Raw genomic sequence first — 14,200 nt, forward strand, 5'->3', positions numbered from 1 at the left:
TCGGAGCATGGTGATCCCTGCTCCCCCGACCCACCCCGGAACAAAGGCGTCCGCCGTGGCCGGGAGCCTGCTCACCACGGCCGTGGTGTCGATCGGTGCGCTGTGGGCGGTCGTCTTCGGGCCGCTTTGGCTCTTCGGTGAGCAGCGGCAGCTCCTGCTGTGGTTCTGGGCCGTTCCCCTGGCGTTCGTGCCGTGGCTGGCCGCGATCGCGGCGCTCGTCCTCGCGCTGGTGGGGTGGTCGCGCGGGCGCGGGCGGAAGCGCGCGGCGCTCGCCGTCTGCTGCGCCGTGGTCGTCCTGCTGGCACCGATCGCGATGGTGTTCGGTGGGCCTGTCACGGTCGCCTGACGCTTCCGCACGTCTCATCCACGAGCGCTGGCTCAAGCTCGGCGGATCCTGGTAGAGTGGGGTCATCACGATCGGCCCGCTCGCCTCACGGCTCGGGCCGATTTTCTTGTCTCGGGGGGGGTCACGTGGAGTACGTGAAGCCGTGGATCTCGATCAGCGACCAGATCGAGAAGCTGGAGAGCAAGGGCGTCCGCATCGGCGATCGCGCAGTCGCGGCCTCGGTGCTGCGCGAAGTCGGCTACTACCGCCTCACCGGGTACCTCTACCCGTTCCGTGAATCGTCATCGGTGACCGATGAGGTCGGCCGCCGACACGTCGAGGTCTACGACCGGTACCGAGCAGGGACGGAGCTCGGCGCAGCCGGAGCGTTCATCGCGTTCGATCGGAGTCTCCGGCTCCTGGTGATCGAAGGTGTCGAGCGGATCGAGGTGGCCGTTCGGACTCAGGTCGGCCACGTCCTCGGAGAGCACACTCCCTTCGCTCACGAAGACGGGACGCTCTTCACCGGAGCGTTCACTGCGCCACGGCCCGACGCACCGGATGGCTCCAGCGCACACACGGCGTGGCTGCAGCGAGTGCGAGACCGACAGGACTCCTCTGACGAACAGTTCGTCGCACACTTCCGAACCAAGTACGACGACCGGATGCCCATCTGGGCGCTCACCGAGATCCTCGAGCTGGGACACCTCGCCCGGCTGTACGGCGGGCTCCGGAACGACGTCGCCACCCGGATCGCCCGTGAGTTCGGCGTCCCGACCAAGAAGACGATGCTGAGCTGGCTCGCCTCGGTCAACTACGTCCGGAACGTCGCAGCGCACCACGCGCGTCTGTTCAACCGGAAGTTGGTTGCGGTTCCCAAACGGCCGAAGCCCGACGAGGTACCGCTCCTCGCGCATCTCTCGAGATCGGATGCGCCGAAGCAGTTCGGCGTCTACAACACCGTGGCGGTGATGGCTTACCTGCTCAGGTCGATCCCGTCCGACCGTGACTGGGCCGAGCGGGTGGCCGCGCTGCTCGGGACCTTCCCGAGCACTGAGCACATCGATGTCTCGTCGACGGGCCTCGGCGCTGGTTGGTTGGATGAGCCGCTCTGGACCACCCCTGATCGTTCGGACCATCAGCTCGCGGTCGAGGCGCCGAGCCGTACTGACAGCGCACGGACCGCGGAGCGGAGATCATCGGGGCCCTCGACCAGGAAGTCGACCGCGAACCCCGCGAACGCTCCGGCGAGCCCCGGCCAGGACCACGAGCCAAGCGTCACCCGACTCCGCTCGTCGGGCAGGGGTTCGACGACGGCGTCCTCGGGCAGGTAGGGCGTGATCGTCCGTGCGTCGGCAGCCGTCATGGTGACCGAACCGACGCACGGCCACACGTCGGCCTGCGCCGATCCCTTGAACCGCGCCGACACGAAGGCCGCGGGGTCGCCACCGGGCACCGGCCGGGGCGTGAACGGCACGCGCGTGCGCATCCGCGGCGCGATCCGATCGACACGGTGGGTGCGCCAGTCCTCGCGGTCGAGGTCCCAGTCGAGCAGGTACCAGCGGCCGTTCCGGGCGACGACGGCATGCGGTTCCACCCGGTGCGGGGTCTCGTCCTCGCCGTAGCCGAAGCGGAACACCTCGTGCAGGTGGACGGCTTCGCTCACCGCCACCAGGACGTCCGGGTCGGTCGTGGTCCGGCTCGTCGCGGTCACGGCCTGCACCGCATCCACCCGTGAGCGGAGCCGCGCGGGCATCACCTGCCGGACCGTCGCCAGTGCCCGGGCGGCCGACTCGGCGATGTCCGCGCCCGACGCCGGAGCGACGGCGAGCGCCAGGGCGATCGCCACGGCCTGGTCGTCGTCGAACAGCAGGGGCGGCAGCTCCGAGCCCGCTGCGAGTCGGTACCCGCCGGCGGGACCGCGCAGCGCCTCGACCCGGTACCCGAGCTCGCGGAGGCGGTCGACGTCACGGCGCACGGTCCGAGGGCTGACCTCGAGGCGTCCGGCGAGCTCGTCGCCCGGCCAGTCGCGGTGCACCTGCAACAGCGACAACAGCGCGAACATGCGCGAGGAAGGTCCGGCCATGTCGATCATTCTCGTCGGAGAAGCGGACACGATCTGACCGCATTGCCGGTCATCCTCGTGCCATGAGCATCGAAACGACAACTCACCTCAACTTCGACGGCACCGCCCGCGAGGCCCTCGACTTCTACGCATCGGTCTTCGGCGGCCAGGTCACCGCCGCCACCTACGGCCAGATGGGCGCCCTGGACGACCCGGCCTGGGCGGACCGCGTCGTCTTCGGCCAGGTCTCCACACCCGAGGGGTTCCGGGTCATGGCCTTCGACGTCTGGCCTGGGCAGCCCTACGACCAGGGATCGAACGCGTTCTACGTGTTCGTGCACGGCGACGACACCGCCGAGATCGAGCGGTACTGGGCCGTGCTGTCCGACGGCGCCGAGATCCGGCAGCCCCTCGCTCCCTCGGCCTGGGCGCCGCTCGCCGGGCAGCTCCGCGACCGGTTCGGCGTGGTCTGGCAGCTCGACGTCGCTCCGGCCGACCGCTAGCGGGTTCCGAAGGCCGCGGTCAGCCCGCCGGCGTCCACGTGGACACGGTGACCGCGGCCGTCACCGTTGCCGGGGCGAACGCCGTCTCCGGAGCGACGTGGTGGTGGCTCGGCCCCATGTGCACCACGTCGTGGACGTCCTCGGCGGACAGCTCCATCGTCCACGTGATGTCCTCGGAGGACCGCAGGACGAACGACGGCGTGAGCGAGTCGTGCAGCCGTCGCTCCTTCTCCGGGTCCACGCTGATGGTCGCCTCGGCCAGCTCCGCCAGGTGGCCGGTGCGCGGAGTCACGACGACCAGCACGCCGTCGGGGTGCAGGACGCGGGCGTACTCGGTCTGGTTGCGGGGTGCGAAGACGTCGAGGACGACGGCGGCAGCGTGGTCGACGACCGGGAGGCGCTCGGTCACGTCCCCGACGACGGCTCCGGCACGTTCGTGGACGCGGGCCGCCCGTCGGATCGCGATGGCCGACAGGTCCAGGGCGACCCCCAGTCGTCGAGTCAGCTGACGGCCGACAGGTGCAAGCGCGTCCGGCGCAACCCCGAGCCTCCCGTCCGCACCGTCCGGAACGTGCGCTGCGTCGGGAACGTGCGCTGCGTCCAGCGCATGCGCCAGGTAGGTCCCCGGACCGGACCCGACGTCGAGCACGATACCGGGCGCCGTCGCCTCGGCGACGACGTCGGCGAGCACCCGCTCGACAGGCGCGTAGTGCCCCCGTCCCAGGAACCGCAACCGGGCGTCGACCATCTCCGGGGTGTCCGCGGTGAGCGCCCGACGCTTCGCCGGCAACAGCGTCAGGTGCCCCTGCTTGGCCTCGTCGAACCGGTGCCCGGTCGCACAGCCGACCTGGCCGCCGTCGACCCGACCGAGCGGCTCGGCGCACACGGGGCAGGCGAGCATCGGCAGCAGGTCGTCACGCACCGGCCCAGCGTACGGGGCCTCGCTAGCCTGGCCGGATGTCGCTGCAGCAACTCTTCGGCCTCGACGGACGCACCGCCCTCGTGACGGGAGGCAGTTCCGGCATCGGACGGGCCATCGCCACCGCACTCGCCGACGCGGGTGCGCACGTCCTCATCGCAGCCCGGACTCGGTCCACCATCGACGCGACGGTCGACGACATCCGCGCCGCTGGAGGATCGGCCGACGGCATCGTCGCGGACCTGTCCTCGCGCGCCGGAGCGCACGCACTCGCCGACGCAGCAGGAGACGTCGACGTCCTCGTGAACTCCGCCGGGATCAACCTGCGGCCGCCGATGGCCGACCTCGACGAGGCCACCTGGGACGCCACGATGGCCGTCAACCTCGACGCTCCGTTCGTACTCGGGCAGCGGCTCGCACCCGGCATGGCCGCGCGCGGGTACGGACGGATCGTGTCGATCAGTTCGCAGCAGGCGCACCGTCCCTTCGCCGCGAGCGGCGCGTACGGGGTCTCCAAGGCCGGCCTGGAGGCACTGGCCCGGTCCCAAGCAGAAGCGTGGTCCGCGCAGGGGGTCACCTCCAACCTCCTCGTCCCCGGTTTCGTGCGGACCCCGCTCAACGAGCGGCTCAGCGCCGACCCCGCGACGGTGTCGGCCCTCGCCGCGCGGACGCTGGTCGGGCGCAACGGGCTCGCTTCGGACTTCGCCGCGGCGGCGGTGTTCCTCGCCGGCCCCGGGTCGGCCTACGTCACGGGGCAGTCGATCGCGGTCGACGGCGGCTTCTCCGTCCACTGAGCGGGGGTCCGATGCGCCGGCCTGGGGTACTGGCAGGGCCTGCCTGCGCCGTGGTCCGGCTGGCAGGATCGAGGGCGTGAAGACACTGGAGTTGCCACAGACCGACCTCACCGCATCCGACGTCGTCGTCGGCCTCATGCGGATCAACGACATGAGCGACGAGGACATCCGCGCGCTGTACGCCGCTTCGCGTGACGCGGGCGTGACGATGTTCGACCACGCCGCGGTGTACGGCGGCTGGCACGGCTGCGAGGAGCGCTTCAGCGCTGCCGTCACCCTGACGCCGGCCGAGCGCGCCGAGATCGTCCTGCAGACCAAGGTCGGCATCCGCCCCACGCCGAACGGCGCGTACTTCGACTTCTCGTACGAGCACATCCTCGAGTCCGTCGAGGAATCACTCACGGCACTGCAGACCGAGTACATCGACGTCCTGCTCCTGCACCGCCCCGACGCCCTGGTCGAGCCGGAAGAGGTCGCGAAGGCCTTCGACGAGCTGCACGCCGCCGGCAAGGTGCACCACTTCGGCGTCTCCAACCAGACCCCCGGTCAGGTCGACCTGCTCAAGAAGCACGTGCGCCAGCCGCTCGCGTTCAACCAGGTGCAGCTGAGCATCACGCACGCCAACGTCATCGCGCAGGGCCTCACGGCGAACATGGGTGGCCTCGACCAGTCGATCTCCCGCGACAACGACATCCTCAACTACTCGCGGATCAACGACATCACGCTGCAGGCCTGGTCGCCGTTCCAGAAGGGTTTCTTCGACGGCGTCTTCCTCGGCGACCGCGAACAGTACGCCGACCTGAACGACGCCCTCGAGGAGATCGCCGCTGCGCACGGGGTCACCCCGACCGGCATCGCGGTCGCGTGGATCACCCGGCACCCCGCGCACTTCCAGGTCGTCCTCGGCACGACGAACCCGCAGCGCGTGCGCGACTCGGCGGCCGGCTCGGACGTCGAGCTGTCGCGCGAGGAGTGGTACCGGATCTTCACCGCGGCGGGTCACACCGTTCCGTGAGTCCGTGCGGCAGGGTGGAGTCGTGCTCCACGACCTCACCCTGCCCGTCCGCCTGTCCGCGCGCTCCGGATCGATGGTGGTGCGGAACGCGGTCGGCGGCGACCTCGACGCCCTGATGGCGCTGCTCTCCGACGATCCGATCAGTGCCGCCCGCGGGGACGTCGCCGCCCCGGAGGACCGCCCGCAGTACGCCGCCGCACTCCGGTCGATCACCGACGACCCGGCGAACGCGCTGCTCGTCGCCGAGGAGGAGTCCGGTCGGCTCGTCGGCACGCTGCAGCTCACCCGGATCCCGGGCATGGCCCGCCGCGGTTCGACACGGCTGCTCGTCGAGGCGGTGCGGGTCAGCAGCGCACTCCGCTCCGGCGGCATCGGGAGTGCACTGATGCGCTGGGTGACCGACGTCGCAGCGCCGGAGCTCGGGACCCCGCTCGTGCAGCTCACCTCGGATGCCGCCCGGACGGATGCGCACCGGTTCTACGAGCGCCTCGGGTTCACCGGATCGCACGTGGGCTTCAAGTACCGCGTGCCTGACCCTTCCGCGACCCAGCCTGATATGTCAGAATGAGCGCAGTCGCCCCATCGAGGTGGGTGCGGAAGTGATCCCCGGGAGATCCTGCGGTATAGCGGGGCCCGGGGATTCGCGCGTTCACCGGCGGTGTTCACGGATGGTCAGCAAGTGATCCAGCTGATCGCGATGCCCCGTTTCGCCCCGCCGAGCCAGCGCGACAACGCCGCAGATCGCATCCGCCGCCCAGAGGAGCGGCTCGCGGCCACCCGGCAGGTGCTCGAAGACCAGGCCGTGCACCAACTTGCGTGATCGCAAGGCGTCGAGGTGCGCGCGATCGTGCCGGTCCGAGGGGCCTCGGGACTCGAGGACGACTCGGTCGACGCCACCCGCGCGGAGTTCCAGGATCAACTGCTCCAGAGCGAGACGTCGGCGGCGCTCGCTCCGGACAGATGGATCAGTGACGCCCACGACTCCGAGTGCAACGAACGTGTACCCGCAGAGCATCTCGACGATTCCCGTCCTGTGCCGGGCGTCGCTCTCGGACCAGTGCAACTTGCGAGCAGACCGCGGCTTGAGCTCCCGCAACGCTTCACGGAACGGCTCGGCGACAGCGTCCGCGACCACGACAGCGCCGAGGATGTAGGCGCCTGGGTCACGGTCGCCACCGGGTTCGGATTCATCCACGAACGCCGTCGGTACCATTCCGGAATACTACCGGTCGGTACTCGGTGGGTGGTGCTCAGTGTGAAGTCAGTCGGCGGAGGCCGGGGTCCCCGCCGACGGGACGCGCACGTCGACCGGGGACACCGCGGCGGGGTCGGCGGAGGCGCCACCCACGACGTCGAAGGAGATCCCGAGCATCGCCGGGTCCTCGTCGAGCTCCAGCCCGTCCTCGCGGACCTGGTCCTCCGGGATTGCACGGCCACCAGACGGGTCCCACGAGTTCGCGATCGACATGCCGACGAGCATGCCGGGCGACCTTGAGTGACGCCTCTGAACCGCCGCAGAGCGAGCGATCAGCCGCGATGACCGGCGGTCAGGAACGATCCGCAGCGATCAGCTCGAGCTGCGTCAGCGCGACGTCCGTCCCCGCCGTGAACACGAACGACGAACCGCCGCCGATGATCCGGAACACCCGGGTCTGCCCGCCCCAGGTGAACTCGGCACCGTCGACCGCCGTGACCTTCCCACCGAGGGACACCTGCCACGAGTACGACCCCGGAGTCGCCACCGTCACCGTGTACAGCGACGCGGCGGGGCAGACCAGGTCGAACGACACCGACTCCCCCGCGGCGAGCGCCGTGACGGTCCGCCCGGTGTCGTCGGTGAGCGCCGAGGCACCGACAGGGAGGACGTCCACCGGGGCGTCCCGGTAGCCGTGCACCTCGGAGGCCGACACCGGTCGGGTGTCCGACGCCCAGCCCTGCGGCTCGGACGACAGCGTGAAGACGATGTGCGACGCTGACACCACCACCTGGTGCGGGATGCTGACCGACGTCCAGGGCGAGCCGTCGACCGTCACCGACACCACGTAGGCGCCTGCGGAACCGTCGGCGACCTCGATGACGGTGGGCGTTCCTCCCGGCTGCTGCAGCACCGTCCTGCGGACCGACGGCGGCACGAGCACGTACGTGCCCGTGGACGGCGCCAGCGGGTACAGGCCGATCATCGCGAAGACGTACCAGGCGCTCATCTCGCCGTTGTCCTCGTCGCCGGGGTAGCCCTGGCCCAGGTCGGAGCCGACGAACAGCCGCTCGAGCGATTCGCGGACGATGCGGTGTGCGTCGTCGTGCCGCCCGGTGAACATCGGGAAGAACGGGATGTGGTGCGCGGGCTGGTTGGACAGGCCGAGCATGCCCATCCGGATGTCGCGGGCCTCGGTCATCTCGTGGATCGGGAAGCCGTACGAGCCGGAGCGGACGGTCGCGCCGGTCTCGGGCGTCGAGAAGAAGGCATCGAGCGCGGCGTCGAACCGGTCCGGCCCGCCGTGCAGGTCGACGATGCCGGCGCCGTCGTGGGGCGCGGTGAAGGCAGTGCCCCAGGCGTTCGTCTCGGTGTAGTCGTCGCCCCAGTCGCGCGGGTCGAACTCGGTGCCGACGCGCCAGGAGCCGTCGGGGTCGCGGCCGATGAAGAACCCGCGCTCCGAGTCGAACACGTGGCGGTACTGCAGCGACCGGCGCGCGAACCACTCGGCTTCGGCCTCGTACCGGGACAGGTCGGCGGGCGTGCCCGCCCGCGACGCGAGCAGGCCCGCCATGACGGCGAGCCCCCAGTCGTTGATGGCGGCGTCGAGGGTCCAGGACATCCCCTCGGACGTCGCGGTGTCGACGTGGCCGCGGAAGGCGCCCGGGAGGCTCCCCTTGCGTCCGACACGCTCGTCGCGCGGCGGGACGGTCGCGTTGCGGACCGCGCTCCGGTACGCCTCGGCGAGGTCGAAGCCGGTGATGCCCTTCGCCGCGAGGTCGGCGAAGACCGTGTCGCTCGTGGTGCCCGTCATGCAGTCCTCGGCACCGGGGGCACTCCACCGCGGGGTCCACCCGCCGTCGTGGTGGTGCTCGACGAAGCCCTGTGCGAGTTCGCCGGCGGCCTCCGGGGTGAGGAGTCCGAGCAGCGGCCAGGCGGTGCGGTACGTGTCCCAGAAGCCGTGCGTGGTGGTGAACAGCCCCTCGACGGTCTCCGGCCCGGGCTCGTCGCGGATCGGGTCGGCGAGGACGGCTCCGTACGGCGAACGGTGCCGCGGGGTGCCGGTCAGGGCGGTCTCGCCGGCACGGTTCGGGTAGAGGAACACCCGGTACAGGCCGGAGTACAGGCTCGTCAGCCGGTCCGGGGTGGCCCCGTCGAACGAGAGCGTCGCGAGCTTCTCGGTCCAGAGCGCCTCGGACCGGGTGCGCATCGCGTCGAAGGAGCCGGCGACGTCGAGGTTGGCGCGAGCGTCCTCGATCGAGACGGTCGAGATGCCGAGCAACACGTCGACCGGGCGCTCCGACTCCCCCAGGGACAGCCAGCCGCGCAGCTCGTGTTCGCTGACGCTGGTGTGGTCCGCGGTCACGGCCGGGATCCGGACGTGCACGTGGTGCGGCGGGGTGCCGGGGCGGTCGTCGAGCACGGCCTCGACCACGGCGGTGCCGTCGGTGATCGTGACGGACACGTCCGACACCCGGCCGTGGTGGTCGAGCACGATGCTGCGGGCACCGGTGAACCGGAAGCCGAGGGCGAACTCCCCCGCGGTCATCTCGGCGGTCACACCCTGGTCGAGGGTGACCCGGTAGCGGTGCGGGCCGTCGAGTTCGTCGTCGTGGTCGAACCCGAGCGCGCGGGCGGCCCGGTCGACGTCGGGGGTGTCGAGCGGCGACGGCATCACCTGGAAGACCCCGCGGTCCCCCATCCACGGCGACGGGATGTGACTCGTCGCGAAGGCCTGGATCGCCGGTCGGACCCGCCCGTCGGCCTCGGTGCGAGCATGCTCCTGGTACGCGTACGGCCAGCGGTTGCTCGACGCGTCGGTCATCGGCAGGCCGAAGACACCGCCGTGCGGGATGCCGACGAGCGGGGCGTTGTTGCCGCGGGAGAACCGGGAGGACGCCTGCGTGCCACGGGTCGTGCGGACGTGGTCGAGCGGCGTCGCCGGTGCCGGGCGTGCCGGGGCGATCCGGACGTCGTCGAGCCAGCCGCGGAGGGCGGGACGTTCCCCGTCGGCGTCCGCAGGCTGCGTGTCGGAGCCGAGCCGGGCCTCCAGGCGGTCGACGACCAGCCCCGCGAACGGCGTGAGGTCCACCGCACGACGGTTCCACTGGTCGACCCACTGCTTGCGGGCGGCGTCCTGCGACTCAGCTGTGAGCGCGTCGCCGTACTGGTCGCGGGCGTTTCCGCCGTGCGCGCCCTCGTGCTCGCTCAGTCGCGTGCCGTCAGTGAAGACGACATCGAGCGCGAAGGCCGTTGCGTCCCAGAAGTGCGACAGGTCGGCCTCGGTGGGCTCGGTGACGCCCTGCGGCAGGGTGCGCTCCGGGAACCACACCCACGACAGTTCGTCGCCGGGCGCGACCACGCGACCGCCGAAGCCGGGCACCGACGCCACCACGGCACCGTCACCCGACGGTCGTTCGACCAGCCACCCCTCTGACGATCCGTACCCGACACCGTTCCGCGCCGCGACGGCCGTCGTCGGCCCACCGCTCCGTTGCAGTTCTCGCACGGGTCCAGCGTATTTGGTCCAGCGTCTGGACGAGAACGCTCGGCGTGTCAGCCCTTGTTCTGCCCGGGGGCGTTCTCGGACTTGCCCGGCCCGGAGTCGACCGCGGTGTCCGCCGCGCCGGTGCCGTCCTGGGGCTGCTGCACCGGGTTGGACGCGGGACTGCTCGGCTCGGGACCGACCGGCGGGTCCTGCGTCGGCTGCGCCGGTTCGCTCGGTTGCTCGCTCGGCTGCTGCGCGGGTTCGGACGGTTGCTCGGCGGGTTCGGAGGGCTGCTGCTCGGCCGGTTCGCTCGGCTGCTGCTCGTCACCCGGTTGCTGGTCGTCGCTCGGCTGGTCGTCGCTCGGCTGCTCCTCGGTGGGCGCGGTCGAGCTCGTGTCCGTGGGCGCGGGCGTGCTGTCGCCGTTCCCGTCCAGGGCGAACACCGCGACGCCGATGCCGACGAGCACCAGGACGATCACGACGACGGCCGCGATGATCGGGCCCTTGCGGCGCCTCTCCCGCTTCGCCGGGTCGTCGCCGGAGGCCGGGCGGACCGGTGGTGCCGCCGGCGGCGTCGCCCCGCCGCCGGCCGGGCCGCCGCTGCCGCGCTGGGCACCGAGCACCGTCGTGGACACGTCGTCCGAAGCGTTCGGTCGCTGGGCGTCCATCACGCGGGTCGCGTCGTCAGCGCCTGGCTGCACACCTGTCCGGGAGGCACCACTCGCCGGCATCACGCGGGTCGCGTCGTCCGCGTGTGCGGCCATCGGAGCCGTGGCTGCGCCGGCAGCGCCGGCTGCGGCAGCTCCGGCTGCGGCAGCTCCGGCACCGGCGCCGGCTGCAGTCAGTGTTCCGGGCCCGCCGGGCAGGAGCTGCGTGGCGGTCGAGGGTTCGTCGCGGCCCAGGGCGCGGAGTCGTTCGGCTGCCTCGGCGGCACTCGGGCGCTCGGACGGGTCCTGCGCCGTCATCACGTGCAGGAGCGTGCGCCAGGCCGTCGGCAGGTGCTGGTCGATCGCGGGGCTGCGGGTCAGTCGCGCGGTCGCCGACTCGATCGCGCTGCCCGGGAACGGGGTCTTGCCGGTCAGGCACTCGAGCAGCACGAGCCCGAGGGCGTAGACGTCGGCCTTGCCGGTGATCTCCTGCGCCAGCACCTGCTCCGGCGCCAGGTACGCAGCGGTACCCATCACGGTGCCGGTGCCGGTCACCCGCGAGGCGTCTCGGAGCAGGGCGATGCCGAAGTCGGCGAGCTTGACGTGACTGCCGTCGCGTTCGAGCAGCACGTTGGCGGGCTTCACGTCGCGGTGGACGATGCCCTGCGCGTGCACGGCACTCAGGCCGTCAGCCACCTGCGAGCCGACACGGGCCGCGGTCGTGGGGTCGAGCGGCCCCTCGCGCAGCCGGGTGGCGAGGTCACTGCCGGGCACGAGCTCCATGACGAGGTACGAGTCGCCGTCCTCGTCGTCGAGCGCTGCGTCGTACAGGGTGACCAGCGTCGGGCTGCGGAGCGTCGCGAGGGTCTGGATCTCCGACTCGGCGCGGGCGCGTTCCCCGTGGTCGACCGGCCCGATGCGGAACACCTTGACGGCGACCTCGCGGCCGAGTTGCTCGTCGACCGCGCGGTACACGGACGCCATGCCACCGTGTCCGAGCGTGCCCGTGACGCGGTACCTGCCGCCGAAGACCCGTTCTTCCATGCGGGGCAACCTACCGGCACCACCTGACGGCCCCGCTGGCGGCTCGTCGAGTGAGCAGAAGACGTCGAGTGCGCGTGGCTGACCCGACGTCTTCTGCTCACTGAGCGGCTCCGCTCCCCGACCGCATCGTGACCTGGACGACGTTCGAGGCCCGGAAGACACGGATTCCCTGCCGCTCGACCTCGGACAAGATGTCGAGATCGACGAGCCGAGCGACGGCGTTGCTGGCGGCCTGGTAGGTCTTTCCCAGAGCAGTGGCCAACATCGGAACCGTGACGAACGGCGCCCCGATGAGGTAGTCAGCCACGTCGAGGACCATTCCCCGCGCTCCGCTTGCTCGGATGCGATCGCGGTACTCCGCTTGCACCGCCAGAAGATCCGACATCCGGGCTCCTGTGTCCGTCGCGGAGCTGTGGATCCCGTCGGCGAAGAGCGCGACCCACTCGTCCCAGGCCCCCTCTGCACTGACCGCGGCCAGCGCATCCTGGTACTCCTCTCGCCGAGCCTCGAACCACGGCGAGACGCTCAGCAACGGCTCGGTGAGGACGTCAGACCGCATGAACTGCAGGACGATGAGCAAGCGGCCGAGACGACCGTTGCCGTCGTTGAACGGGTGCAGTGTCTCGAACTGGTAGTGCGTGAGCGCTGCCGCAACCACTGGGTCGATGTCGTACAGAGGCGCCGTGTCCACCCATTCGAGGAGGTCACCCAATGCACTCCGCAGCGGCGTCCCCGGTGGCATCGGGACGAATCGGGCATCCTCGATGCCACCTCCGCGCGTTCCGATCGCCACTGGAACCGTCCGGATGTGTCCAGCCTGCGGTGTACCTGCGGCAGTGCCACGGACCAGTACCGACTGCAGTTCCTCGAGGAGACCGGTCGTGACGCGGCGCTCCTGCACCCAAGTGAACCCGAGCTCGGCGGTGTCCACGTAGTTCAGTACCTCGGACAGGGCCGCGGACCGGTCAGCCTTCCCGACCGCTTCCGCGGCGAGGACGTCGTCCAGCGGCGCAAAGGTGCCCTCGAGCGCGGAGGTACTCTGCGCCTCTCGCCGGAGAGTCGGAGCGCGCAAGATGCCGGGGTTCGGGATCAAAGATGATCCTTGCCGTAGCGCCCCGAGCGCCCGGTTCGCGCGGGCGACCTTGGTCCACGTCCCTCCGGACAGTGTCGGGACTTCGCCGAGCGGGTCCGGTACGAAACCGAAGTGGTCGTACGAGCGGCCGGTCCGACCGTCGACTCCACGAACCGGAACGAGTTGACCGACGGGGCTGCTCCGGAAGCGCGTGAGGTCCATCGTTCCATTTTACGGGTCAAAAATTGAACCTGGAGCGGGGTCGTTCAAGTTCCGAAGATGTTTCTGGAACGGGATCCATCACAGTTCAAGTCTTCTTGACGATGTCGGTGTCCGGGGTGGGCTCGGCGCCGTGACGGAGCGCCGTCAGGTACAACCGGTGCGCCGTGATCACGAGCGCGAGCCAGGCGAGCCCCAGCGCCCACGCCGCCAGCACGTCGGTGAGCCAGTGGTGCCCGAGGAACACCCGCGAGGCCCCGACCGACAGCACGAACAGCGTGCCGACGACGATCGTCCACACCCGCGTCACCACCCGCGACTGTCGCAGGAGCAGCAGGTACACGATCGTCCCCACGATGACCGTCGCGTTGAGGGTGTGCCCGGACGGGAACGACGGCGAGTGCTCGTACGGCGGCACCGCGTCGGAGAGCGGCGGACGCGCCCGACCGATGAGGTCCTTGCCCGCGATCGTCATGAGGAGCGAGCCACCGCTCGCCGCGACGAGGAGCACCAGCGGGGTCCACGCCCGCCGCTGGATGGTGAACCCGACCAGGAACCCGAGTGCGACGATGGGCATCCCGATCGTGCCCGCGATGTCGGTCCACCACGTGACCAGCCGATCCCCCACGGGCGACCGGAGGGTGAGCGCCCAGTCGAGCACCGGACGGTCGAGCACGGCGACGTCGTCGGCTTCGCGGACCGCGTCGTAGACCTCGGACGCGATCCAGGTCGCGACGACGGCGATCCCGATGCCGATCGCGAGGGTGAGCAACAGGAGCGGCATCGCGCCGTACCGGTGACCGAGGGTGGTCCATCCCTGAGCGGTCGCCCGGCCCGCGCGGGTGCGCCAGCGGGTGAGGTCGACCTCGCCGACGGTGCGGTCGGCGGCGTCCCCGCGTTCGGTGTCCATCCGTC

General features: G+C 70.9%; 13 protein-coding genes and 1 pseudogene. 6 read left to right on the forward strand and 8 right to left on the reverse strand.

Translation table 11 applies throughout. The annotated features are described in order from the left end of the window. Nucleotides 1-7: 7 nt before the first annotated feature. Nucleotides 8-346, forward strand: a complete 339-nt coding sequence (locus tag ITJ59_RS11200; protein ID WP_194651168.1) for a hypothetical protein — start codon at nucleotides 8-10, stop codon at nucleotides 344-346. A gap of 221 nt (nucleotides 347-567) precedes the next feature. Continuing rightward, nucleotides 568-1,122 (forward strand): annotated as a pseudogene (locus tag ITJ59_RS19120) (Abi family protein); the annotation flags it as partial. Between the two features lie 341 nt (nucleotides 1,123-1,463). Here the strand turns inward: ITJ59_RS19120 and ITJ59_RS11210 are convergent. Next, entirely contained in the window at nucleotides 1,464-2,411 is a 948-nt protein-coding gene (locus ITJ59_RS11210) for a helix-turn-helix transcriptional regulator (protein ID WP_194651169.1), read from the reverse strand. 62 nt (nucleotides 2,412-2,473) lie between these two features. Between ITJ59_RS11210 and ITJ59_RS11215 the strand changes: the two genes are divergently transcribed. Next, nucleotides 2,474-2,893 carry a VOC family protein gene (locus tag ITJ59_RS11215; protein WP_194651170.1) on the forward strand — a complete coding sequence of 140 codons (420 nt, stop codon included), beginning with the start codon at nucleotides 2,474-2,476 and terminating at the stop codon, nucleotides 2,891-2,893. 19 nt (nucleotides 2,894-2,912) lie between these two features. Here the strand turns inward: ITJ59_RS11215 and ITJ59_RS11220 are convergent, their stop codons facing one another. Next, nucleotides 2,913-3,815, reverse strand: a complete 903-nt coding sequence (locus ITJ59_RS11220; RefSeq protein WP_194651171.1) for a putative RNA methyltransferase — start codon at nucleotides 3,813-3,815, stop codon at nucleotides 2,913-2,915. A 35-nt stretch (nucleotides 3,816-3,850) separates the two neighbouring features. Between ITJ59_RS11220 and ITJ59_RS11225 the strand changes: the two genes are divergently transcribed. From ITJ59_RS11225 to ITJ59_RS11235, 3 genes are all read left to right on the forward strand, one after another. Further along, the gene (locus ITJ59_RS11225; protein WP_194651172.1) at nucleotides 3,851-4,606 is read left to right on the forward strand and encodes an SDR family NAD(P)-dependent oxidoreductase; all 756 of its coding nucleotides are present in this window, start codon (nucleotides 3,851-3,853) and stop codon (nucleotides 4,604-4,606) included. A gap of 76 nt (nucleotides 4,607-4,682) precedes the next feature. Then, nucleotides 4,683-5,621 carry an aldo/keto reductase gene (locus ITJ59_RS11230; RefSeq protein WP_194651173.1) on the forward strand — a complete coding sequence of 313 codons (939 nt, stop codon included), beginning with the start codon at nucleotides 4,683-4,685 and terminating at the stop codon, nucleotides 5,619-5,621. A 22-nt stretch (nucleotides 5,622-5,643) separates the two neighbouring features. After that, nucleotides 5,644-6,189, forward strand: coding sequence for a GNAT family N-acetyltransferase (locus ITJ59_RS11235; RefSeq protein ID WP_194651174.1), 546 nt, complete (start codon nucleotides 5,644-5,646; stop codon nucleotides 6,187-6,189). A gap of 81 nt (nucleotides 6,190-6,270) precedes the next feature. Here the strand turns inward: ITJ59_RS11235 and ITJ59_RS11240 are convergent, their stop codons facing one another. The 6 genes from ITJ59_RS11240 to ITJ59_RS11265 all read right to left on the reverse strand — a co-directional run bounded on the left by ITJ59_RS11240 (nucleotide 6,271) and on the right by ITJ59_RS11265 (nucleotide 14,195). Beyond that, nucleotides 6,271-6,816 carry a hypothetical protein gene (locus tag ITJ59_RS11240; RefSeq protein ID WP_194651175.1) on the reverse strand — a complete coding sequence of 182 codons (546 nt, stop codon included), beginning with the start codon at nucleotides 6,814-6,816 and terminating at the stop codon, nucleotides 6,271-6,273. Between the two features lie 66 nt (nucleotides 6,817-6,882). Next, nucleotides 6,883-7,101 (reverse strand): hypothetical protein, encoded by a 219-nt coding sequence (locus ITJ59_RS11245; RefSeq protein ID WP_194651176.1) that lies wholly within the window; start codon nucleotides 7,099-7,101, stop codon nucleotides 6,883-6,885. A gap of 67 nt (nucleotides 7,102-7,168) precedes the next feature. Continuing rightward, nucleotides 7,169-10,324, reverse strand: a complete 3,156-nt coding sequence (locus tag ITJ59_RS11250) for a GH92 family glycosyl hydrolase (protein ID WP_323749479.1) — start codon at nucleotides 10,322-10,324, stop codon at nucleotides 7,169-7,171. Between the two features lie 47 nt (nucleotides 10,325-10,371). Then, entirely contained in the window at nucleotides 10,372-11,994 is a 1,623-nt protein-coding gene (locus tag ITJ59_RS11255) for a serine/threonine-protein kinase (protein WP_194651177.1), read from the reverse strand. 97 nt (nucleotides 11,995-12,091) lie between these two features. Further along, nucleotides 12,092-13,288 (reverse strand): Fic family protein, encoded by a 1,197-nt coding sequence (locus ITJ59_RS11260; RefSeq protein ID WP_194651178.1) that lies wholly within the window; start codon nucleotides 13,286-13,288, stop codon nucleotides 12,092-12,094. A gap of 85 nt (nucleotides 13,289-13,373) precedes the next feature. Further along, on the reverse strand, nucleotides 13,374-14,195 hold the full coding sequence (locus ITJ59_RS11265; RefSeq protein WP_194651179.1) for a phosphatase PAP2 family protein: 822 nt from the start codon (nucleotides 14,193-14,195) through the stop codon (nucleotides 13,374-13,376). Nucleotides 14,196-14,200: the final 5 nt, after the last annotated feature.

It is taken from the genome of Curtobacterium sp. VKM Ac-1393 (assembly GCF_015350995.1).
In the GTDB taxonomy this organism is placed as follows: domain Bacteria; phylum Actinomycetota; class Actinomycetes; order Actinomycetales; family Microbacteriaceae; genus Curtobacterium.

Coding starts and splice junctions, on each gene's coding strand:
- ITJ59_RS11200 (WP_194651168.1), top strand. CDS start 8: ATGGTGATCCCTGCTCCCCCGACCCACCCCGGAACAAAGGCGTCCGCC.
- ITJ59_RS11210 (WP_194651169.1), bottom strand. CDS start 2,411: ATGGCCGGACCTTCCTCGCGCATGTTCGCGCTGTTGTCGCTGTTGCAG.
- ITJ59_RS11215 (WP_194651170.1), top strand. CDS start 2,474: ATGAGCATCGAAACGACAACTCACCTCAACTTCGACGGCACCGCCCGC.
- ITJ59_RS11225 (WP_194651172.1), top strand. CDS start 3,851: ATGTCGCTGCAGCAACTCTTCGGCCTCGACGGACGCACCGCCCTCGTG.
- ITJ59_RS11245 (WP_194651176.1), bottom strand. CDS start 7,101: ATGCTCGTCGGCATGTCGATCGCGAACTCGTGGGACCCGTCTGGTGGC.
- ITJ59_RS11255 (WP_194651177.1), bottom strand. CDS start 11,994: ATGGAAGAACGGGTCTTCGGCGGCAGGTACCGCGTCACGGGCACGCTC.
- ITJ59_RS11260 (WP_194651178.1), bottom strand. CDS start 13,288: ATGGACCTCACGCGCTTCCGGAGCAGCCCCGTCGGTCAACTCGTTCCG.
- ITJ59_RS11265 (WP_194651179.1), bottom strand. CDS start 14,195: ATGGACACCGAACGCGGGGACGCCGCCGACCGCACCGTCGGCGAGGTC.